Origin of the sequence: Comamonas sp. CMM03, assembly GCF_019218715.1 — a bacterium.
GTDB lineage: Bacteria > Pseudomonadota > Gammaproteobacteria > Burkholderiales > Burkholderiaceae_C > Comamonas > Comamonas terrigena.
Map to the genome: position 1 here is coordinate 1,443,824 of NZ_JAHUXB010000001.1, position 23,084 is coordinate 1,466,907.

Consider the following 23,084-nt stretch of genomic DNA (forward strand, 5'->3'; position numbering starts at 1 on the left):
CATGTCCGAACCCAAGCAATTCGACGCATCACTCTCTGCTCCCAAACACTGGATCGCCGTCGCAGCGATTCTGGCCTGTGGCATGGTGGCTGGCGCCCTCATCCTCCGGACTCCGGGCACCCCCACTCCGGCCGCAGCGTCCGGCCACGCGGATGCCGACGCGCACCAGGATGGCGAACACCATGGCCAGCCAGCTGAAAAGCATGGCGACCACCAGGAAGCCGACAAGCACTCCGACGAAGAACACCACGACGCCAAAACCGACACGGCCGACAAGGAGAAGACCGCGTCGGCTGCCAACCCGCATGGGGAGGATGCACACGGCCCTGAAGAAGAGGAAGGCCTGGTCCCGCTCAACGAAGCACAGTCGAAGAAAGCGGGCGTGACCCTGGCCCAGGCCGGTGCAGCCGCCATCCGCAAGGAAGTCCTGCTGCCGGGAGAGATCCGCCTGGATGAAGACCGCACCGCACACGTGGTGCCGCGCGTGGCCGGCATCGTGGCCTCGGTCCATGCCCGGTTGGGTGAACAGGTCGCCAAGGGACAGCTTTTGGCAGTGATCCACAGTGCCACCGTCTCGGACCAGCGCAGCGAACTGCAGACGGCACAGAAACGTCTGGTGCTCGCCCAAAACACATTCCAGCGGGAAAAGCAGCTTTGGGAAGAGAAGATTTCGGCGGAGCAAGACTATCTGCAGGCCCGCCAGGCCCTGCAGGAGGCCGAAATTGCCGTGACCAACACCTCGCAGAAGCTCGCAGCCATGGGCGCGGGTTCCGGCGGATCGGGCGGCTCCAGCCGCTATGAGCTGCGCGCGCCGCTGGCAGGGGTGGTGGTCGAAAAGCACCTGACCGTGGGCGAATCGGTGACGGAAAGCACCGCCTCCTTCACCGTGTCGAACCTCAGCGCCGTCTGGGCGGAGATCAATGTCGCGGCACCGCAGCTACCCTATGTGATCGTCGGCGCACCTGTGACGGTGCGGGCCACGGCGTTCGAGTCGGCCGCAGAAGGCAAGATCGCCTATGTCGGCGCACTGATCGGGGAACAGACACGCACGGCCCCTGCCCGCGTGGCGCTGGCCAACCCCCAAGGCGTGTGGCGACCCGGTCTGTTTGTGGAGGTCAAGGTCCTCGCGGATGCCGCACAGGTTCCCGTCGCGGTCGACGCCAAGGCCATCCAGCGCCCGAATGGCAAGGACAACGTGGTCTTCGTTCCTGCGCAGGGGGGCTACAAGGCCCAGCGCGTTCAACTGGGGCGCTCGGACGGGAAGACCACCGAAGTCACCGCCGGCCTGCAGGCCGGACAGGACTACGTCAAGGACGGCTCCTTCCTGCTGAAGGCCGAATTGGGCAAGGCGTCTGCCGAGCACACGCACTGAGCCGGAGTCCCCCATGTTTGAGCGCATCATCCGTTTCGCCATCGAGCAGCGCTGGCTGGTCATCGTGGCCGTGGCCGCCATGGCCATCCTCGGCCTCTTCAACTACCAGCGTCTGTCCATCGACGCCGCGCCGGACATCACCAATGTCCAGGTCCAGATCAATACGCAGGCACCAGGCTATTCGCCCCTGGAGACCGAGCAGCGCATCACCTACCCGATAGAAACCGTCATGGCGGGCCTGCCGCAGCTGGAGCAGACCCGTTCGCTGTCGCGCTATGGACTGTCGCAGGTCACCGTGATCTTCAAGGATGGCACCGACATCTACTTTGCCCGCCAGCTGGTCAATGAGCGCATCCAGGAGGCCCGCGAGAAGCTGCCGTCCGGTATCTCCCCCAGCATGGGCCCCATTTCCACGGGCCTGGGCGAGATCTATCTCTGGACCGTGGAAGCCGAAGAAGGCGCCAAAAAGCCGGACGGCACGCCCTACACCCCCATGGACCTGCGCGAGATCCAGGACTGGGTCATCAAACCCCAGCTGCGCAACGTGCCCGGCGTCACGGAAATCAACTCGATTGGCGGATTTGCCAAGGAGTACCTGATCGCGCCGCGTCCGGACAAGCTGGCGTCCTATGGCATCTCGATGGACAGGCTGGTCACGGCCCTGCTGAACAACAACACCAACGTTGGCGCGGGCTATATCGAGCGCGAAGGCGAGCAATACCTCATCCGTGCGCCCGGCCAGGTCCAGGGCATCGAGGACCTCCAGCAGGTGATCGTGGGCACGGCCCAGGGCCAGCCGGTGCGTATCCGGGATCTGGCCGATGTCGAACTGGGACGCGAACTGCGCACCGGCGCCGCCACCGACAACGGCCGCGAAGTCGTGCTGGGCACGGTGTTCATGCTGATTGGCGAGAACAGCCGCGTGGTCTCCAAGGCGGTGGACGCACGCATGGATTCCATCCGCAAGAGCATGCCCGAGGGGGTGAAGATCGTGACGGTCTACGACCGCACCACCTTGGTGGAAAAAGCCATTGCCACGGTGAAGAAGAACCTGGTGGAAGGCGCCGCACTGGTCGTGGTGGTGCTGTTCCTGTTCCTCGGCAACATCCGAGCGGCCCTGATCACAGCCCTCATCATTCCGCTGTCCATGCTGTTCACCTTCACCGGAATGGTGCAGTACCGCATCAGCGCCAACCTGATGAGCCTGGGGGCCTTGGACTTCGGCATCATCATCGACGGCGCGGTGGTCATCGTGGAGAACTGCGTGCGCCGCCTGGCCCATGCGCAGGAGCTCAAGGGGCGCTTGCTCACCCGCAGTGAACGCTTTCACGAAGTGTTTGCCGCCGCCAGGGAATCCCGCAGGCCTTTGCTGTTCGGGCAGCTCATCATCATGGTGGTGTATCTGCCGATCTTTGCGTTGACGGGAGTGGAGGGCAAGATGTTCCACCCCATGGCGCTCACGGTGGTGCTGGCCCTTGCCGGCGCCATGCTGCTGTCCATCACCTTCATCCCTGCGGCCATTGCGCTGTGCATCGGCAAACGCGTCGCGGAGAAGGAGAACCGCCTCATGGTCTGGGCCCGCCAAGCCTATGAACCGCTGCTCACCCGGGTGATGCGCATCCCCGTGGTGGTCATGGCGGCAGCTGTCGTGGCCGTCGTGCTCAGCCTGCTGCTCGCCTCGCGCATGGGCAGCGAATTCGCCCCCAACCTCAACGAAGGGGACTTTGCGATCCAGGCCTTGCGTGTGCCCGGCACCAGCCTCACGCAATCGCTGGACATGCAAATGCAGCTGGAAAGCACCCTCAAGGAGTCTTTCCCGGAGATCGAGCGCGTGTTCGCGCGCACCGGCACCGCGGAAATTGCCTCGGACCCCATGCCGCCGAACATCTCGGACGGCTACATCATGCTCAAGCCCCGGGAACAATGGCCCGATCCGCAACGCAGCCGCGAAGACCTGCTGGCCGCCGTGCAGAAGGTGGTGGAGGCCATTCCGGGCAGCAACTACGAATTCTCCCAGCCGATTCAGCTGCGCTTCAACGAACTCATCTCGGGTGTGCGCAGCGATGTGGCCGTCAAGGTCTTCGGTGACGACACCCAGGTGCTGGAGCGCACGGCACAGGCCATTGCTGCCATGCTGCAGAAGGTGCCCGGCGCCTCGGAAGTCAAGGTCGAGCAGACCACCGGACTGCCCATGCTCACTGTGCAGGTCGATCGCGAGAAGGCATCGCGCTATGGCTTGAACATGGGGGATGTGCAACAGACCATTGCCACCGCCATCGGCGGACAGGAGGCCGGCACCGTGTTCGAAGGCGACCGCCGCTTCGACATCCAGGTGCGCCTGCCGGAATCGGTGCGCAGCGACCTTGCGGCGCTGGAACGCCTTCCCATCGCCTTGCCTGCACAGGCGGACAGCAAGACAGGCTTTGTCCCTCTTTCCACCGTCGCCACGTTTGATCTGTCTCCCGGGCCGAACCAGGTCAGCCGCGAGGATGGCAAGCGCCGCATCGTCGTCAGTGCCAATGTGCGTGGTCGCGATATCGGCTCCTTCGTGGAACAGGCGCAGCGTGAGCTGGACGCCATCCCCATGCCCAGCGGCTACTGGACACGCTGGGGCGGTACGTTCGAGAACATGCAGTCGGCGCAGCAGCGGCTGCAGATCGTGGTGCCCCTGGCCCTGCTGATGGTATTCACCTTGCTGTTCGCCATGTTCGGCAATGTGCGCGACGGGCTCATCGTGTTCACGGGGATTCCCTTCGCACTGACCGGGGGCATCCTGGCCTTGTGGCTGCGGGACATCCCGCTCTCCATCTCTGCCGCCATCGGCTTCATCGCACTGTCGGGCGTCGCGGTGCTGAACGGGTTGGTGATGATCTCGTCCATCCGGGCACTGCGCGAAACCGGCATGGCCGTCCCCGCAGCGGTACATGCGGGCGCACTCTCGCGCCTGCGCCCGGTGCTGATGACCGCCCTGGTGGCCTCTCTGGGTTTTGTCCCCATGGCCATCGCGACCGGGACCGGCGCCGAGGTGCAGCGCCCGCTCGCCACGGTGGTGATCGGCGGCATTCTGTCCTCGACGGTACTGACTCTGCTGGTGCTTCCGCTGCTCTACCGCCTGGTCCACCGGCACGACCCGTCCGAGGAGGAATTGCCGCAGACGGCACCCTCCTCCCGACCGTCCGTGTCCTGACCGGACCGGACTGACCCCAGAGCCATGGCCTACCCGCCATGGCTTTGCTGTTTCCGCACGCCGCCCAGAGCGTTCATTGCCGCAATGTCATCTTCCTGTGTGCCTTCCGTCAGCGTGTGCTTTTCACAATGAAACCCTCTCGAAAGCCATGGTGCAAGCCATCGCTTCGAGGTGATTGCAACCTGACTGAAAGGCACACCTTCATGCACACCACACGCACTCCCATTCTCCTGTCCATGGCATTCGCCACCCTGTCACTGGCCGCCGTCAACACTGCTTTTGCCAGCAGCTACATCCACCCGAAAACTTCGGAGACGGGATATGTGGTGTACCCCGACCATTTCCGCAGCGACAAGACACGGGCCCAGGTCCAGGCGGAAACGGCCGAGTTCCTGAAGAATGGCGGCACCAATGTATTCCGCAACAGCAACTACCCGCTGGTCGACAGCTCGCCGTCGCAGCAGCCGTCGAACAAGACACGCCAGCAGGTACTGGACGAGCTGCTGAACGAGACCCCGGAACAGCGCAAAGCCCGCCGCGAGATGTACCGGGGCTGAGGCCCTGAAGACAAGGTGGTTGGGCCAACCACCTTGGGGGTCCTACACCTGCACCACGGCCTGGAAACCGGCCTGCAAATCGCCCTATTTTTCCCTCCGGCCCCTGCGGAACCACCGCTGCTGCAGCTCGAACAGCAGCTCACTGGCCAGGGCCAGCACCGCTGCGGGCACGGCGCCGGCCAGCATCAGCGCGCTGTCGTTCAGTGCCAGGCCGGTGACAATGCGCTCGCCCAGGCCGCCGGCGCCGATGAATGCTGCGATGGTGGCCGTGCCGATGGCGATGGCACAGGCGGTGCGCAGGCCTGCAACCACCGTGGGCAGGGCAATCGGCAGCTCCACCCAACGCATGCGCTGTGCAGGCGTCATGCCCAGGGCAGACCCCGCCAACCGCAGGCCGGGCGATACTTCGGCCAGTCCGGCGCAGGTGTTGCTCAGGATCGGCAGGATGGAATAGGCCGTCAGCGCCAGCAGCGCCGGCACCCGTCCGATCACCCCCAGCAGGGCGATCAGCACGGCCAGCAGCGCCAGCGACGGGATGGTCTGCACCACGCCCGACAGTCCCAGGGCCAGCGCCCGCAGCCGGGCATGCGGAAACAGCAGCACACCGGCAGGCACCGCAATCAGGGCCGCCGCCCCAACCGAAAGCAGCACCAGCAGCAGATGCTGGCCGGTCAGGGTCCACAGATCGTCCGCCCACAGGCGCTGCCAGAACCGCTGCAGCAGGCCGGGCGATGCTGCGCCGGGCACTGCAGACGCCGCGGCGCCGCTGGCAGCCGCCCTGCCCCCCTCTTCCCCGCTGACTGCGGCCTTTTCTGTGCCGCCCGCGGCTGCAGCCGCGCCTTGCGGCGCCTGCGCGCCGGCCAGAAACTGGCGTGCAATCACGTCAAACGGCAGGGATTGCAGCTCGGCCTGGGCATTCATGCGGACCATCTGCGCTTCGCTAATGCGGCCTTGCAGCGTCTGCAGTGCGGCCCAGGCGTCAGGCTGCTGGCGGTGAAAATCCTTGCGGAACAGCAGCACCGCGTCGTAACGTGGGAAGTACTGCCGATCGTCCTCCAGCACCAGCAGGCCCAGCGCGTCGATCTTGGCATCGGTGGTGTAGATGTCCATCACATCGATCTGCCCCTGGGCCAACACCCCATAGGCCAGGCCATGGTCCAGCCCCGTGGGCCGGGCGCGCAGCTGGTAGCGGGCTGCCAGCCCTTGCCAGCCGTCAGCCCGGCCCAGGAATTCATTGGACAGGCCGAAGCGCAACTCCGGGTGGCGGGCCAGGTCGCTGAGCGTGCGAATGCCCAGCTGCTCCGCCTGGGCACGGCGCATGGCCAGCGCATACCCGTCGTTGAAACCCAGTGGCACCCCCACGTCCAGCCCCAGCGGCGCCAGGGCAAGCTGCAGATCGGCCAGCGAGGTATGGGACGGGTCCTTGACGATCTCCTGCGCAATCGTGCCGGTGTATTCCGCATACACATCGATCTGGCCCGAACGCAGCGCCTCATACACGATAGCGGTGTTGCCCAGACCCTGCCGCACCTGTACCGCCGTACCGCTGGCCTGCACCGTCTGCGCCATGATCTGGGCCAGGATGTAGGACTCCGTGAAGCGCTTGGAACCCACGCGCAACTCCGCTGCCTGGGCGCCAGCCACGCCCCAGACCCACAGCCAACACAAGAGCAGGCAGGCAGCCACCCGGCGGTGAACGATCGTCATGCGGGCCATGATAGCAACGGCACGCTAGCCACCCCGGGCCCGGAACGGCAGCGCAAACCCGCCCCAACACACCCACCCCAGCATTCCGCGTGCCAGCAGGCACCCTGGCGGCGGACGGCAGGCAACGGACCAACGGCGCGCAGTGGGCCACTGCTAGCGGTCGCGCAAAGGCCTTAACGCGGTAAGGCAACAGGCGGAGCACGAACGGTACGGCCGCCCGTCCCCAGATCGACAGTCGGCCATGCAACTGCCTCCCAGTGGAGTGCCTGACCACTTGGAAATGCCCAAGAATCGAAAAAATCGCGACCCTGGCGGGCCAGGCGTGGCAAGCAAGGCCTGCGCATTTTTCATCTGGAGGCGTTCAACATGGCTGGTTTCCTGGGCAACTTCAAAATTGGCGCCCGCCTGAGTGCAGGCTTTGCCATCATCTTGCTGCTGCTGTGCAGCATGGGGGCCGCGTCCCATTTCCAGGCCTCCAGAATCTATGACGGTACCGAGGAAATCGCCGAAAACTGGCTCCCCAGCGTACAAGCACTGGGCGATGCGCGCGCACTGGCCAACAGCGCCCGCCGCGCCTCTCTGCGCTCGGTGCTGGAAGTGACGCCCGAAGGCAAGCGGGCGCAAAGGGCCATACACGACGAAGCCATCGCCAAGATGGACTCCACCATGCTGGCCTATGACAAGCTGGTCTCCTCCCCCGAAGAGCAAGAGCTGAACCTGAAAATCAAGGCCGCATGGGCTGCCTACCTGACGGTCGACAAGCGACTGCTGGAACTGGCCGAAGCCGGCGAAGAGCGCTTTGCCGATGCCCGCGCCCTGTCCGTCGGGGATTCGGCCAAGGCGTTTGCTGCCGCCACCGACCTCATCGCAGCCGACGTTGAGCTCAACCGCGCAGGTGCTGCAGCCGCACGGAAGGACGCACAAAACACCTACCAGCAGGCCATTGTGGTGGCCAGCGTGCTGGTGCTGTCGGCCCTGGCACTGGGCGTGTGGATTGCCATCGCTCTCACGCGCTCCATCACCAGCCCGCTGGGCCAGGCGGTGGCCGCAGCGAACCGCGTGGCCGGCGGCGACCTCAGCACCCAGATCGATGTGGACCGCAAGGACGAAATGGGGCTGCTGCTGGGGGCGCTGCAGCGCATGCAGCACAGCCTGGTCCAGACCGTGGCCACCGTGCGCAGCAATGCCCAGGGCGTGGCTTCGGCCAGCGCGCAGATTGCGGCCGGCAACCACGACCTGTCAGGCCGCACCGAAGAACAGGCCAGCGCGCTGGAGGAAACCGCGGCCTCCATGGAAGAACTCAGCTCCACCGTCCGCCAGAACGCCGACAACGCCCGCCAGGCCAACCAGATGGCGGTCACCGCCTCCACCGTGGCAGCACAGGGCGGCGAGATCGTGGCCGAAGTGGTGGAGACCATGAAAAGCATCAACGACAGCAGCCACAAGATCTCCGACATCATTGGCGTGATCGACGGCATTGCCTTCCAGACCAATATCCTGGCGCTGAACGCTGCCGTCGAGGCCGCCCGCGCCGGAGAGCAAGGCCGGGGCTTTGCCGTGGTCGCCGGCGAAGTCCGTGCACTGGCCGGCCGCAGCGCCGACGCAGCCAAGCAGATCAAGCAGCTGATCGGCACCAGCGTGGAACGCGTGGGCCAGGGCACCCTGCTGGTGGACCGAGCCGGCACCACCATGAACGAGGTGGTGGCCGCCATCCGCCGGGTGACCGACATCATGGGCGAGATCAGCGCCGCCAGCACCGAACAAAGCCAGGGCGTGGCCCAGGTGGGTGAAGCCGTGACCCAGATGGACCAGACCACCCAGCAAAACGCTGCTCTGGTGGAGGAGATGGCCGCCGCCGCCAGCAGCCTGAACACCCAGGCCCAGTCGTTGGTGGAAACCGTGGCGGTGTTCAAGCTGTCTGCTTACGAGCAGCCTAGCCCGGCGGCCATGGCGACGCCCGTGGCCCACACCCAGCCAGCAAGTCCATCCACCGTCCCGGACAAGTCCGCCACGCCGTCCGTCCGTCCCTTCTCCCGCCCCGCACAGTCGGGCTCCGGCACACCGGCTGCACCGGCCCTGCGCCGCCCCATCTCTGGTGCATCTGGCGCATCGGGGGCAGCCAGCGCGCCCGCCCCCAAGCCCGCTACCGTGGGCCAGGACATAGACGATTGGGAGAGTTTCTAAGCATGAGTAGCTGCGGCTCCGGTGATTTGGATGCACCGCATCACCGCATCCACCACTACGCCATAAAAAAGGGCTTCCTGCGAAGCCCTTTTTCTTTGCACAAAACTCACGCAGCCCTTACTGCACCTGCAGATCCCGCCGTGCCGCACATAGCTCGGGCAAGTAACGCCGAGCAACACGCTGCGCCTCAGTGGCCAATAGCGCCGGCAGGCCGGGTTGCGCTGCCAGGGCCTGCCAGGCCTGGGCGGCTTGCTGGCCGGCTGCAGCCTGTGCTTCCAGGCTGTGGGCGGCACCCCACTGGGCCGTGCGGCGCAATGCCAGTTCAGCCCTGCGTTCGGTACGGCGCAACTGCGGGGTGACCAGAATGGTGCCGCGCCGCCATTGCTGCAGTTGCAGCATGGTGCTCTGGGTGGCGCGCAGGGCCAGGCCCAGCTCCGGCAAGGTGGCGCGGCGCGGGTGCTGGGTCTTGTCGGCCCAGCGCACCAGGCGCAGCAGGCGGTGGTGCAATTGCGCCTGCCAGAAGCCGGTGGGCGCCACGGCCATGCTGGCCGGCAAACTGGGCAGCAAACCGGGCTTGCCCTCTTCAACCATACGCTGGGCCAGCGCAGGCACTTCGGCCACCATCATCTGCGCCAGCGTGCGCATGCGGCGCTGGGCATTGGTGGGGTAGATGCAGCGATAGACCAGCCAGGCCAACGCCGGGCCGGACACCACGGCCAGCGCCATGGTTGCGCTCTTGCCCATGTCCTGTGTATACGGAAAGACCGGCGCCAGCAGGATCAGCATGGCCATATTGGTGTCCATGGCACCGGCGGCGGTGCGCTTGTGGGCAAACACCAGCCCGCCCAGCAGGGCAAAAGGCAGCAGCATCCACACCATCTGCCAGCCGGACTGTGCCCAGGGCCACACCAGCCACTGGCACAGCAGGGCCAGCGCTGCACCTATCAGTTGACCGCGCAGCACAAAGGCCATGGTGCGGTTCGGGTTCTCGAAGGCCGAGAACACCAGCAGCATCACCGACAGGCCCAGCATGCCAAAGGCAATCAGGCTCCAGCCCGTCCAGGCCCACAGCAGGCCGAAAAACAGCAAGGTGCCGCCTGCGCGGATCGCGGCTTCGCGGGCGCCCACCCAGTCGCGGTGCAGTGGCAAGGGATCAACCCGGCGGTCGACCCATGCCGTGCCCGCACGGGCAGGTCCGCCCAGGTCCAGCTGCTCGGCACGCACGGCGCGGCGCATCTCCTGCATCAGTAGGTACAAGGCGTTCAGCCCGGGTTGCACCGCATGGCCGTCTGCCTGGATACGCTCTACCAGCGCTTCACAAGCGGCAATCGCCTGACGCAGTGCAGCATCCACCGGGTGTGCGGCCGCGCTGTCGGCCGCCAGCGCCTGGCGCAGCACCTGGGCCAAAGCCTGTAGTGCATCGGCCAGGGCCGCAGGCGAAGCGCCAGCGTCGTCAGGTATCGCGGCAAAGGCCCACACCGGGTCCAGGGCGTCAGTCACAGCCGTGCTGTCCTGCGCCGTCTGCCCCAGCTGATAGACCAGCTCCAACGCCTGGTGCTGCTGCCAGTGCATGGCCTTGCTGGTGTTGCGCGCGGTGCGCGATCCTTCGGGGTAAAGCTCCAGCAACTCCTCCACCTCGGCCAGACGCACCAGCAGGCTGGCATTGTCCAGCCCTGGCGCGACGCTGTGGCCACGCAACCGGGCCACGCAGGCGTCCAGCACGGCGGCCAGGGCGTGGCGACTCTGGGCGATCAGAACCGCCGCCTTGCGCCGGGGAGCAAAACACCAGGAGATGCACAGCGCGGCGAGCACGCCGGTCACCACCGTGAGCATGCGGTCCCAGGCGAACGGCCAGACCTCTTCGGCCCCGCCGTGGTGCAGCAGCACCACCATGGCGGCCGAATAGCCCGCCAACATGCAGCCATAGACCATATAGCCCCGCTGCAGATTGCCCAGAAAAGCGCACAGCCCTCCCCACAAGGCCAGCCCCACGGCCAACACCCAGAGCGAGCCCTGCGCCATCAGCACCAGCGCCACGGCAAAGGCCACACCGACCACGGAGCCCGCAAAGCGGTAGATGCCGCGCGACAGCAGATGCTCGCGCATGGGCTGGCTGGACGCCCAGGCCGACATGGCCGCCCAGTGCGGATGTTCCAGCCCCAGGGCATAGGCCACGGCCAGCGCCACAAAACCGGCCAGTGCCGTGCGCAAGGCAAACACCAGGGTGGGCAGGTGGAAACCGCAGGCCGCCAGGCCGCGCTGCCACCTGGATGTGTGAGCGTCCTGCACCATCACCGCCCCCGCTCCATCGTGGGCTCGGTGTCGTCCGCATCCTCCACCGCATCGCCCAGCTCCTGCGCCATGCGCTGCTGTAGCTGCAGCATGCCCTGCAGCAGCAGTTGCGAGGTAGCCGCATCCATGCCGTCCAACAGACGGCCTTCCACTTGCACCAGCTTGGCGCGCACATCGGCCACGGCGGCGTTTCCGGACTCGGTCACCTGCAGCAGCTTGCTGCGGCGGTCGTGCGCATCGGTTTCGCGGCGCACCAGGCCCCGGTTTTCCAGCAGATCGACCACCCGCACCAGGGTAGAGCTGTCCAGACCCACGCGCTGCGCCAGGGCCTTGAGGCTGATGCCCTGCCCTGCGGCATGCAGGTGAAACAGCGGCGCCCAGGTGGCGTCGGTCAGCCCCAGCTCGGCCAGGCGCAGGTGGACCACACGGCGCCACTGGCGTCCCAGGCTCATCAGCGTGTAGCCGAACAACGGTGCTTCAGCATGGTTCGATGGGAGCGTATGGCCCACCTTGGTGGACTGGGTCGAACCCACCACAGGCGGCATGGGCGCCGACTTTTTGACGGCACGGGGACGAGGGCTGGCAGTGGAGCGTGGCATCAATGCTTTGTAGATTAAATAATTTGCAATTCAAACCATTTTATCTAGCAATCAATCCCGCACTGCCTACAGGGTGCCTGCAGCGCCCTCTCCTAAGCTCTGTCTACCGGCCACGCCCTTGGGCGGAGCACAACCCGCCTTGGCTTTGCGCTCCACGCTGCGGCCAGCCGGCCCCAAATCAAAAGGGTTAACCCTTGGTTTTGTACGTTCCGCGCCATGCTGCTGTCGTGTATCGGACAACTTCATCCGTTTGTGGCCTGCTGATCCAAATCAGACCTCGTCCCTGACGCGACAATGGAGCTGTTTTCAGTCACAGAAACGACAGGCCATGGACGACCCGATTCTTACTATCGAAGAAAGAGAAGCGATCAACTCAGGACGCTGGTTTTCATCCCTATCCCCGTCATTACGGCACGACATACTTCGATGCGCATACGTCAAACGTTTCAAGGATGGTGCACTCATCTGCGCCCGCGGCGAGCCGCCCGAGGAATGGATTGCCTGCGCCAAGGGGGCGGTGCGCGTGAGTTCGACCTCCATCACGGGCAAGCAGATCACGCTGACCTATGTGGAACCGGGCATCTGGTTTGGGGATGTGTCGATTTTCGACGGGGACCGGCGCACGCACGATGTGTACGCCCATGGCGCGACCACGCTGGTGTGTGTGGCCAAGGCAGATTTCAAGCGCATTCTGGCCTCGCATGTGGAGTTCTACGAAGCCATGCTGTGGCTGCAGGCGCGGCGCATTCGCCAGCTGTACGGCCTGGTCGAGGACTTGAACACCCTGCCCTTGCGTGCCAGGCTGGCCAAACAGCTGCTGCATCTGGCACGCAGCTATGGCATTCCCAGCCTGTCGGACAACCAGGAAATCCGCATCGGACTGCAGCTGGCCCAGGAAGAGCTGGCCCAGCTGCTCGGAGCATCGCGCCAGCGTGTGAACCAGGAACTCAAAGGCATGGAGCGCGAGGGGAGCATCCGCATCGAACCAGGTGGGCTGGTGGTGCGGGACCGCAATGCGCTTCTGCGCATTGCGGAAACCGACCTGTAAGGACTTATGAGCAAATTTGACCACTTTGTAGGAACCAAGCCCGTCTCGGACACCCACGCATTCGACATGGCGGCCCTCACCGCCTGGATGCAGCAGCATGTGGAAGGCTTTGCCGGCCCGCTGCAAGCGGAAATGTTCAAGGGCGGACAGTCCAATCCCACCTACAAGCTGGTCACGCCGGGGCGCAGCTATGTGATGCGCTCCAAGCCCGGCCCGGTGGCCAAGCTGCTGCCGTCGGCCCACGCCATCGAGCGTGAATTCAAGGTCATGCGCGGCCTGGCGGGCACCCAGGTGCCTGTACCCCACATGTATGCCCTGTGTGAGGATGAATCCGTCATCGGCCGCGCCTTCTACATCATGGAATTCAAGGAAGGCCGCGTGCTGTGGGACCAGTCGCTGCCGGAAATGACACCCACCCAGCGCGGCGCCTACTACGATGAACTCAACCGCGTGATAGCGGCGCTGCACACCGTGGACTTTGCCGCCCAGGGCCTGGCGGACTACGGCAAGAGCGGCAACTATTTCGAGCGCCAGATCGGCCGCTGGAGCAAGCAGTACGTGGCCTCCATCACCCAGCCCATCCCCGAGATGGACAAGCTGATGGCCTGGCTGCCCGCCAACCTGCCTGACAGCGCCAGGGATGAGAGCAAGGTCTCCATCGTCCACGGCGACTATCGCCTGGACAACGTGATGTTTCACGCCACCGAGCCCCGCGCCGTGGCCGTGCTGGACTGGGAGCTGTCCACACTGGGCCATCCCCTGGCCGACTTCAGCTACCACTGCATGGCCTGGCACATCCCCAGCACGCTGGGCCGTGGCATCGGCGGGCTGGATCTGGCCGCACTGGGCATCCCTTCCGAAGCCGAATACCAGCGCCGCTATTGCGAGCGCACCGGCCTGGCCACACCCGAACAGCTGCAGGCCGACTGGAACTTCTACCTCGCCTACAACATGTTCCGTATCGCTGCCATCCTGCAAGGCATTGCCAAGCGGGTGGAAGCCGGCACCGCATCCAGCGCCCAGGCCAAGGCCTCGGGCGACACGGCCCGCCCCATGGCGGAGCTGGCCTGGTCCTACGCCCAGAAACACCGGGCTTAATCCGTTCCGCCTGGCAACAGACGGTTTTCCCATCCCCCCACTGTGCAAAACGGCATGCGGCTGCCGGGGGCAGCGCGCGCCCATGTGCGCCCACCACCCTCAAGGAGACACCATGGACTTCGACTACTCCCCCAAAACCAAGGAGCTGCAAGCGCGCCTGCAACGCTTCATGGATGAATACATCTATCCAAATGAAGCCACCTACTGGAGCGAGCTGGAAGCCAACACCCAGGCCGGCAAGCGCTGGAGCCACCTGCACTTCCTGGACGCCCTCAAGGACAAAGCCAAGGAACAAGGCCTGTGGAACCTGTTCCTGCCCAAGGACACGGCCGAGATCGCCGGCGTGGACGGCGCCGGCCTGACCAACCAGGAATACGCCCCCCTGGCCGAAATCATGGGCCGCGTGGGCTGGGCCTCCGAAGTGTTCAACTGCGCTGCGCCCGACACCGGCAACATGGAAACCATTGCCCGCTACGGCACCAAGGAACACCATGAGCGCTGGCTCAAGCCCCTGCTCAATGGCGACATCCGTTCCGCGTTTGCCATGACCGAGCCGGAAGTGGCCTCGTCCGATGCCACCAACATCTGCACCCGCATCGAACGCCAGGGCGACGAATACATCATCAACGGCCACAAGTGGTGGATCTCCGGCGCAGGCGACCCCCGCTGCGCCGTCTACATCACCATGGGCAAGTCCGACCCCGAGGCACCCAAGCACTCGCAGCAGAGCATGGTTCTGGTGGCCGCAGACACCCCCGGCGTGCGCGTGGTACGCCCGCTGTCCGTGATGGGCTATGACGATGCGCCCCACGGCCACATGGAGATGTATTTCGAGAACGTGCGCGTGCCCGCCAGCAACATTCTGCTGGGCGAAGGCCGCGGCTTCGAGATCGCCCAGGGTCGCCTCGGCCCCGGCCGCATCCACCACTGCATGCGCCTGATCGGCAAGGCCGAGCGCGCCCTGGAACTGATGTGCAAGCGCGCCAGCAGCCGCGTGGCCTTCGGCAAGACCATCGCCCAGCAGACCGTCACCCAGGAACGCATTGCCGAGGCGCGCTGCCGCATCGACATGGCCCGTCTGCTGACGCTCAAGGCCGCGTGGATGATGGACACCGTGGGCAACAAGGTGGCCCGCACCGAAATCGCCATGATCAAGGTGGTGGCGCCTAAGCTGGCCTGCGACGTGATCGACTGGGCCATCCAGGTGCACGGCGGCGGCGGCATGAGCCAGGACTTCCCGCTGGCCTTTGACTACGCCCACGCACGCACGCTGCGCTTTGCCGACGGCCCGGACGAAGTCCACCGCAACGCCATTGCCAAGTGGGAGCTGGGCAAGTACGGCACCTATGGCAAAAACGCCGACGTGCCTATCACCCGCGGCAGCTGATCACCACTGACAGGCGTGCCATGCGCCTTGCCCCTGCACCTGTCCGCCCGTGTGCGGGGCTGGCCCTGGAACATCGCGTTCCGGGGCCTTTTTTATGGCCTGCACACGCAAGCTGCATGTGTGCAGATGCCGCCACGCCCGAAGCACACGGGCAGCCTGGTCTGCCACAGCAACACTCCCAGGGCACGTGGTGTTCTCCGGAAGTTGGGCACTTGACGGCATCAAACAGAGCAAACGGGGCAATCGCCCATTGATAGACCATTTTTACCAAATGGTCATAACCTTTAGGCATGGGTGACTGTGGCGCCGCAGCCTCAACAACCATCAGCGCCACTGATGGCGTAGTTTCCACATTTGGTGGACCAAAAACAATCAAATCAAAGAGTTGCACCCAAGCACCTTCACCTCGCCATCATCAGGTTTGATAGCAAGCACCCTCGGCACCATGCAACAAAGTGGCCGCCTACAAACAAACCTTTACAAAGCTGGCGCCCCCCTAGAATCAGCCCGACCGCACACGCTTTTGTGGTGCGGTCATGGCGGTGTCCCCCCATGCCTGCGTTGGCATTCCAGTTTCTAACAAAGCTTCGCGCACTCTCAGCGGCCCCGTGCTGCAACCCCCACCATGCAGTTTTTTCATAACCTCAAGCTCTCCAGCAAACTGTTGCTTTCTTTTGCTGCGATTTTGGTGCTGACCGCACTGATCGGCCTGCTGTCGATCGTGCAGCTCGACCGCGTCAACCAGACCGGCACGGATCTGGCCCGCCAGTGGCTGCCGGCCACCCGCACAGCCATGGAGGTCAAATACCAGCTGCAGCGCTATCGTTCGCAGGAACAGCAGCATGTGCTCAGCGCCTCCCCCGAGGAAGCTGCCACCTACGAGCAGACCATGCCCAAGCTGTGGGACGGTCTGCAACAGAACGTGGAGCTGCTGAACAAGTTTCTGAACACCGATGACGACAAGCGCCTGCACGCCGAAATCGTGCAGGCCATGGGCCAGTACAACCAGGTGCATGAGAAGGCCATCCGCCTGTCGCGCGAACAGCAGACCGCCGAAGCCACGGCCCTGTTGCGTGGTGAAGCGCTGACCATCAGCCGCAGCATCAACAGCAAGGTCGATGTCCTGTTCGAACACATCAATACGGGTGCCGACACCGCCGACAAGCTGGGTGACGAGATCTACACCGCATCCCGCAACCTGATCTGGGCCATCGTGGCCATCAGCATGGCCGCAGGCCTGGCGCTGGCCATCTTCATTGCCCGTCTGATTTCGCGCCCCCTGAACCACGCCGTGGAACTGGCCCAGGCCGTGGCTGGCGGTGACCTGAGCCGCCGCATCGAAGCCACGTCCACCGACGAAACCGGCCAGCTGCTGCAAGCCCTCAAGCAGATGAACGACAGCCTGGTGCAGATCGTGGCCCAGATCCACCAGGGCAGCGATTCCATCGCCACAGCCACCCAGCAGATCGCAACGGGCAACCAGGATCTGTCCTCGCGCACGGAACAGCAGGCCAGCTCGCTGGAAGAGACTGCAGCCTCGCTGGAAGAGCTGACCTCCACCGTCAAGCAGAACGCCGCCAATGCCCGCCAGGCAAACCAGTTGGCGGCCAGTGCGTCGCAGGTGGCGCAACGCGGCGGTGCCGTGGTCAACCAGGTGGTGGACACCATGACCGCCATCAACACCTCGTCGCGCAAGATCGTCGACATCATTGGCGTGATCGATGGCATCGCCTTCCAGACCAACATCCTGGCACTGAACGCCGCCGTGGAAGCTGCCCGCGCCGGAGAACAGGGCCGTGGCTTCGCCGTGGTGGCGGGTGAAGTCCGCACCCTGGCCCAGCGCAGCGCCGAAGCAGCCAAGGAAATCAAGCACCTGATCGATGACTCGGTCGGCAAGGTGGAAGAAGGCAACTCCCAGGTCGCATCGGCCGGGCAGACCATGAGCGAGATCGTCGACAGCGTCAAGCGCGTGACCGACATCATGGGCGAGATCACCGCTGCCAGCGACGAACAGACCTCGGGCATCGAGCAGATCAACCAGGCCGTCGCCCAGATGGACCAGGTCACCCAGCAAAACGCGGCCCTGGTGGAAGAGTCCGCTGCCGCCGCCAGCTCCCTGCAGGAGCAGGCCCAGCAACTGAGCCAGACCGTGCGCGTATTCAAGCTGGCCAACGGCCCTGCCGCCCTGGATCTGACGGCAACCCGCCCCGTGGCCGCTCCCCGTGCCACGGCCGCCGTGTCCGCCCCACGTCCCGTCGCCAAGACCCCCGCCAAGAGCGTGGCCGCAGCGCCCCGCCCTGCCCTGGCACCGGCCGCCCCACGCCGCCCGGCGGCTGCGGCATCTACCGCCCAGCATGAGGGCGAGTGGGAAGCTTTCTAAGCTTCTAAGCACCGCCAAAGCACAGCCTGCCGCTGTGCGCCCCATGCACACAGGCCCTGCGGGGCCTGTTGTCATTCCTGCGGCCGTTTTGCTGCCCTGTCGCGGCGGCAAATCCATGTATCGCGCATTCTTGTGGGGCCGTCTTGCAGCAGCAGGGAGTGCACCATGCGAAAATCACGCTTTTAAGGCGCCGCTTGCGCCTGCCACTCTACAAACAGAACAGGAATTGACCATGGAAGCAGAACGCATCAACCAAATCGGCGCCGCCCTCGAAGACCTGTCCGCCCGGACAGAGGACCTTCGGAGGTATCTTTGACTACGATGCCAAGTTTGAACGCCTGCGCACGGTAAACGCCTCGCTCGAGGACCCCGCGGTCTGGAACGACCCCAAGAAGGCCCAGGAGCTGGGCAAGGAAAAGAAGTCCCTCGACTCCGTCGTGCTGACCCTGCAGAAGCTCACCACCGAGCTCGCCGACAATTCCGAACTCTACGAAATGAGCCGGGAAGAAGGCGATGAAGCCGGTCTGGAAACCATTGAGGCCGAAACCGCCAAGCTGCGCCCGCTGATCGAAGAGCTGGAATTCCGCCGCATGTTCAGCCAGGAAGCCGATCCGCTGAACTGCTTCGTCGACATCCAGGCCGGCGCCGGTGGTACCGAAGCCTGCGACTGGGCCAGCATGCTGCTGCGCCAGTACCTGAAGTACGCCGAACGCAAGGGCTTCAAGGCCACAGTGGAAGAAGAGACGCCCGGCGACGTGGCGGGTATCAAGAGCGCCACCATCAAGATCGAAGGCGAATACGCCTTTGGCCTGCTGCGCACCGAAACCGGCGTGCACCGCCTGGTGCGCAAGTCGCCGTTCGACTCGTCCGGCGGTCGCCACACCTCGTTCGCTTCGCTGTTCGTCTACCCCGAAATTGATGACTCCATCGAGATCAACATCAACCCGGCCGACGTGCGCACCGACACCTACCGCGCATCGGGCGCGGGCGGCCAGCACATCAACAAGACCGACTCGGCGGTGCGCCTGACCCACATCCCCACCGGTATCGTGGTGCAGTGCCAGGACGGCCGTAGCCAGCACAGCAACCGTGACGTGGCGTGGCAGCGCCTGCGTTCGCGCCTGTACGACTTCGAAATGCGCAAGCGCATGGAAGAGCAGCAAAAGCTGGAAGACACCAAAACCGACGTGGGCTGGGGCCACCAGATCCGCTCGTACGTGCTGGACAACAGCCGCATCAAAGACCTTCGCACCAATGTTGAAGTCTCGGCCACCCAGAAGGTGCTGGACGGCGATCTGGACGTGTTCATCGAAGCCTCGCTCAAGCAAGGCGTTTAAGGAATCCCCATGCTGCGTGAAGGACAAGCAACAGCCGTCTACCGTGCCGACTACCAGGCTCCTGCCTGGTGGATCGACACGGTGGAGCTGACATTCGACCTGGACCCGGCCAAGACCCGCGTGCTCAACCGCATGCGCGTGCGCCGCAACCCGGATGTACCGGCACAGGCCCTGCGCCTGGATGGCGACGAGCTGAACCTGGCCCGGGTGATGGTCAACGGCGGCGGTACCTCGTTCAAGATGGAAGGCGACCAGTTGGTGCTGGAGAACCTGCCCGAGGGCGATGCCCCCGTGGAGCTGGAGATCTTCACCACCTGCGCGCCCGCCAAGAACACCAAGCTCATGGGCTTGTACGTGAGCGAGGACACCTTTTTCACGCAGTGTGAGGCCGAAGGCTTTCGCCGCATCACCTACTTCCTGGACCGTCCCGATGTGATGGCCATGTACACCGTCACCCTGCGCGCCAGCAAGGCCCAGTATCCGGTGCTGCTGTCCAACGGCAATCTGGTGGATTCCGGTGATCTGGAAGACGGCCGCCACTTTGCCAAGTGGGTCGATCCGCACAAAAAGCCCTGCTACCTGTTCGCACTGGTGGCCGGCAAGCTGGTCGCACGCGAGCAGCACATCAAGAGCCGTGCAGGCAACGAACACCTGCTGCAGGTCTATGTGCGCCCCGGCGATCTGGAAAAGACCGAGCACGCCATGAACTCGCTCATGCACTCCATTGCATGGGACGAGGCGCGCTTCGGCCTGAGCCTGGACCTGGAACGCTTCATGATCGTCGCCACCAGCGACTTCAACATGGGCGCCATGGAGAACAAGGGCCTGAACATCTTCAACACCAAGTATGTTCTGGCCAACCAGGCCACGGCCACCGACACCGACTACTTCAACATCGAGAGCGTGGTCGGCCATGAATACTTCCACAACTGGACCGGCGACCGCGTCACCTGCCGTGACTGGTTCCAGCTGTCGCTGAAAGAAGGCCTGACGGTTTTCCGCGACCAGGAATTCAGCATGGACATGGCGGGCAGCGCATCGGCGCGCGCCGTCAAGCGCATTGACGATGTGCGCGTGCTGCGCACCGTGCAGTTCCCCGAGGATGCCGGCCCCATGGCCCACCCGGTGCGCCCGGACAGCTACATCGAGATCAACAACTTCTACACCGTCACGATCTACGAAAAGGGCGCGGAAGTGGTGCGCATGCAGCACAACCTGGTGGGCCGCGAAGGCTTTGCCCGGGGCATGAAGCTGTATTTCGAGCGCCACGACGGCCACGCCGTGACCTGCGACGACTTCTCGCAGGCCATTGCCGACGCCAACCCCGACTCGCCACTGGCCCAGCACCTGCCGCAGTTCCGCCGCTGGTACAGCCAGGCCGGCACGCCCGTCCTCAAAGCCGTGGGCCAGTACGACGCAGCCGCCCAGACCTACACCCTGACACTGTCGCAACGCTGCGCCCCCACCGTGGGCCAGCCCGAGAAACTGCCCTTTGTCATCCCCGTGCAGATGGGCCTGATCTCGGCCAGCGGCCAGGAAATCGCCCTGCAGCTGCAGGGCGAAAACACCGCACAGGCCGCCAAGAGCCGCATGCTGGTGCTGACCGAAGCCGAACAAAGCTTTGTCTTCACCAACGTGACCGAAGCCCCCGTGCCTTCGCTGCTACGCAGCTTCAGCGCCCCGGTGGTGCTGGAATGCGACTTCAGCGACGCCGAGCTGCTGACCCTGCTGGCGCATGACAGCGACCCGTTCAACCAATGGGAAGCCAGCCAGCGCCTGGGCCTGCGCTACGCACTCAAGGCCATCACGGCACCGGCAGACGCCGCCAGCCAACCCGGCGCCCAGCTGCTGCCCGCCGCTTTCATGCAGGCACTGCGCGAAGTGCTGGGCAATGACAAGCTGGATGCGGCCTTCAAGGACCTGGTGCTCACGCTGCCGTCGGAAAGCTATATCGCCGAGCAGCTGGCCGAAGTCGACCCGCAGCGCGTGCACGCCGTGCGCGAAGCCATGCAGCTGCAGCTGGCCACCGCACTGCAAGCCGACTGGGAAGCCCTGTGGCTGGCCCACAGCGACACCGGTGCCTATCGCCCCGACCATGTCAGCGCCGGACGCCGTGCCCTGGCGGGCCGTGCCTTGACCATGCTGTGCCTGGCATCGGCCCAGAGCGGTGACACCGTCTGGCCCGGCAAGGCCTACCAGCGCTGCAAGGACGCCGGCAACATGACCGACCGTTCCAGCGCGCTGTCCGCACTGATCTACAGCGCCAGTCCCCTGGCGGCGCAAGCGCTGCAGCGCTTCCACGCCCTGTTCCAGCAGGATGCGCTGGTGCTGGACAAGTGGTTCGCCCTGCAAGGCAGCGCCTGCGACCGCGGCGGCAACGTGCTGCCGGCCGTGAAGACGCTGATGAAGCACCCGGACTTCCAGATCAAGAACCCCAACCGCGCACGCAGTCTGATCTTCAGCTTCTGCAACAACCCGGGCGCCTTCCACCGCACCGATGCGGCGGGCTATGTGTTCTGGGCCGACCGCGTGATCGAGATCGACGGCTTCAACCCCCAGGTGGCCGCCCGCCTGGCCCGGGTGATGGACCGCTGGAAAAAGCTGGCCGAGCCTTACCGCACAGCCGCCCAGGCCGCCATCGAGCGCGTGGCCGCCAAGCCCAATCTATCCAACGATGTGCGTGAAGTCATCACCCGCGCACTGGCCGATTGAGGCCTCACATTGACATGCGCAAGAGGCCGGCACCGTGCCCGCCCCTTGCGCCAGGCGATCCGGTTTGCGCCGGATGGCCCGTGGATTTTTAAGGAGTTCAACCCATGAAGAAAAACATCAGCCTGACCCGCTACCTGGTCGAGCAGCAACGCGTGGACGGCCTTATCCCTGGCCAGCTGCGCCTGCTGCTGGAAGTCGTTGCCCGCGCCTGCAAGCGCATCAGCTTTGCCGTGAACAAGGGCGAGCTGGGTGACGTGATGGGCACCGCCGGCAGCGAAAACGTGCAGGGCGAAGTGCAGAAGAAGCTGGACATCATCGCCAACGAAACCCTGATCGAAGCCAATGAATGGGGCGGCCACCTGGCCGCCATGGCCTCGGAAGAAATGGAAGGCATCTACGTGGTGCCCAACCGTTACCCCCAGGGCGAATACCTGCTGATGTTCGACCCCCTGGACGGCTCGTCCAACATCGACATCAACATGTCCATCGGCACCATCTTCAGCGTGCTCAAGAAGCCTGAAGGCCACCCCGGCGTGCACGACAGCGACTTCTTCCAGCCCGGCACCCAGCAAGTGGCCGCCGGCTACTGCATCTACGGCCCACAGACCACGCTGGTGCTGACCGTGGGCGACGGCGTATCCATGTTCACGCTGGACCGCGAGCAAGGCTCCTTCGTGCTCATCGAGGAAAACGTCAAGATCCCCGAAGACACCAAGGAATTCGCCATCAACATGTCCAACATGCGCCACTGGGACGAGCCCGTGAAGCGCTATGTGGACGAAGTGCTGGCCGGCAAGGAAGGCCCGCGCGGCAAGGACTTCAACATGCGCTGGGTGGCCGCCATGGTGGCCGACGTGCACCGCATCCTGTGCCGCGGCGGCGTCTTCATGTACCCCTGGGACAAGCGCGAGCCGCTCAAGCCCGGCAAGCTGCGCCTGATGTACGAAGCCAACCCCATGAGCTGGCTGATCGAGCAAGCCGGCGGCATGGCCACCAACGGCCGCGAACGCATCCTGGAGATCCAGCCCACCCAGCTGCACGAGCGCGTGAGCGTTGTGCTGGGCTCCAAGAACGAAGTGGAACGCATCACCCGGTACCATCTCGAAGCCGATAAAAACGCGCTATAATCTCTGCTTGTTGCCGGTGTAGCTCAGTCGGTAGAGCAGCTCATTCGTAATGAGAAGGTCGCGTGTTCGATTCATGTCTCCGGCACCATTGAAATAA

The 23,084-nt window shown here is 64.7% G+C and carries 14 protein-coding genes and 1 tRNA gene; 12 read left to right on the forward strand and 3 right to left on the reverse strand.

Going from position 1 to position 23,084, the window contains the following annotated elements:
- Window position 1: 1 nt before the first annotated feature.
- The 3 genes from KW830_RS06620 (at window position 2) to KW830_RS06630 (ending at window position 5,116) form a co-directional block, all read left to right on the forward strand.
- On the forward strand, window positions 2-1,372 hold the full coding sequence (locus KW830_RS06620) for an efflux RND transporter periplasmic adaptor subunit (RefSeq protein WP_218332554.1): 1,371 nt from the start codon (window positions 2-4) through the stop codon (window positions 1,370-1,372).
- A gap of 13 nt (window positions 1,373-1,385) precedes the next feature.
- The gene (locus tag KW830_RS06625; RefSeq protein ID WP_218332555.1) at window positions 1,386-4,559 is read left to right on the forward strand and encodes a CusA/CzcA family heavy metal efflux RND transporter; all 3,174 of its coding nucleotides are present in this window, start codon (window positions 1,386-1,388) and stop codon (window positions 4,557-4,559) included.
- Between the two features lie 236 nt (window positions 4,560-4,795).
- Entirely contained in the window at window positions 4,796-5,116 is a 321-nt protein-coding gene (locus KW830_RS06630) for a DUF4148 domain-containing protein (RefSeq protein WP_218332556.1), read from the forward strand.
- A gap of 84 nt (window positions 5,117-5,200) precedes the next feature.
- Here KW830_RS06630 and KW830_RS06635 read toward each other — a convergent pair whose 3' ends face one another.
- Window positions 5,201-6,823 (reverse strand): glycine betaine ABC transporter substrate-binding protein, encoded by a 1,623-nt coding sequence (locus KW830_RS06635; RefSeq protein ID WP_218332557.1) that lies wholly within the window; start codon window positions 6,821-6,823, stop codon window positions 5,201-5,203.
- A gap of 366 nt (window positions 6,824-7,189) precedes the next feature.
- On the opposite strand from KW830_RS06635, the gene KW830_RS06640 reads away from it, so the two are divergent.
- Window positions 7,190-9,007, forward strand: a complete 1,818-nt coding sequence (locus KW830_RS06640) for a methyl-accepting chemotaxis protein (protein ID WP_218332558.1) — start codon at window positions 7,190-7,192, stop codon at window positions 9,005-9,007.
- Window positions 9,008-9,124: 117 nt separating this feature from the next.
- Here KW830_RS06640 and KW830_RS06645 read toward each other — a convergent pair whose 3' ends face one another.
- Both KW830_RS06645 and KW830_RS06650 read right to left on the reverse strand, forming a co-directional pair.
- Window positions 9,125-11,299 carry an FUSC family protein gene (locus tag KW830_RS06645; RefSeq protein WP_218332559.1) on the reverse strand — a complete coding sequence of 725 codons (2,175 nt, stop codon included), beginning with the start codon at window positions 11,297-11,299 and terminating at the stop codon, window positions 9,125-9,127.
- Entirely contained in the window at window positions 11,299-11,898 is a 600-nt protein-coding gene (locus tag KW830_RS06650; protein ID WP_255578123.1) for a MarR family winged helix-turn-helix transcriptional regulator, read from the reverse strand. Before KW830_RS06650 ends, KW830_RS06645 begins: the two co-directional genes overlap by 1 nt.
- Window positions 11,899-12,226: 328 nt before the next feature.
- Between KW830_RS06650 and KW830_RS06655 the strand changes: the two genes are divergently transcribed.
- From KW830_RS06655 to KW830_RS06690, 8 genes are all read left to right on the forward strand, one after another.
- Entirely contained in the window at window positions 12,227-12,946 is a 720-nt protein-coding gene (locus tag KW830_RS06655) for a Crp/Fnr family transcriptional regulator (protein ID WP_066534849.1), read from the forward strand.
- A gap of 6 nt (window positions 12,947-12,952) precedes the next feature.
- Window positions 12,953-14,044, forward strand: coding sequence for a phosphotransferase (locus KW830_RS06660; protein WP_066534854.1), 1,092 nt, complete (start codon window positions 12,953-12,955; stop codon window positions 14,042-14,044).
- Window positions 14,045-14,156: 112 nt separating this feature from the next.
- Window positions 14,157-15,431, forward strand: a complete 1,275-nt coding sequence (locus KW830_RS06665; protein ID WP_066534862.1) for an acyl-CoA dehydrogenase family protein — start codon at window positions 14,157-14,159, stop codon at window positions 15,429-15,431.
- A 625-nt stretch (window positions 15,432-16,056) separates the two neighbouring features.
- Window positions 16,057-17,811 carry a methyl-accepting chemotaxis protein gene (locus KW830_RS06670; protein WP_218332560.1) on the forward strand — a complete coding sequence of 585 codons (1,755 nt, stop codon included), beginning with the start codon at window positions 16,057-16,059 and terminating at the stop codon, window positions 17,809-17,811.
- Window positions 17,812-18,043: 232 nt separating this feature from the next.
- Window positions 18,044-19,148, forward strand: a protein-coding gene (prfB, locus tag KW830_RS06675; RefSeq protein WP_115594698.1) for a peptide chain release factor 2 whose coding sequence is annotated in 2 segments (ribosomal slippage) — window positions 18,044-18,124 and window positions 18,126-19,148 — 1,104 coding nt in all. Because the reading frame shifts where the segments join, the coding sequence is not laid out codon by codon here.
- Window positions 19,149-19,151: 3 nt separating this feature from the next.
- Window positions 19,152-21,860, forward strand: coding sequence for an aminopeptidase N (gene pepN / locus KW830_RS06680; protein ID WP_218332658.1), 2,709 nt, complete (start codon window positions 19,152-19,154; stop codon window positions 21,858-21,860).
- 104 nt (window positions 21,861-21,964) lie between these two features.
- Window positions 21,965-22,987: a class 1 fructose-bisphosphatase gene (locus KW830_RS06685; RefSeq protein WP_066534869.1), complete on the forward strand. Its 1,023-nt coding sequence runs from the start codon at window positions 21,965-21,967 to the stop codon at window positions 22,985-22,987.
- 12 nt (window positions 22,988-22,999) lie between these two features.
- Window positions 23,000-23,075 (forward strand) — tRNA-Thr (locus KW830_RS06690).
- The last annotated feature ends 9 nt before the right edge of the window (window positions 23,076-23,084 follow it).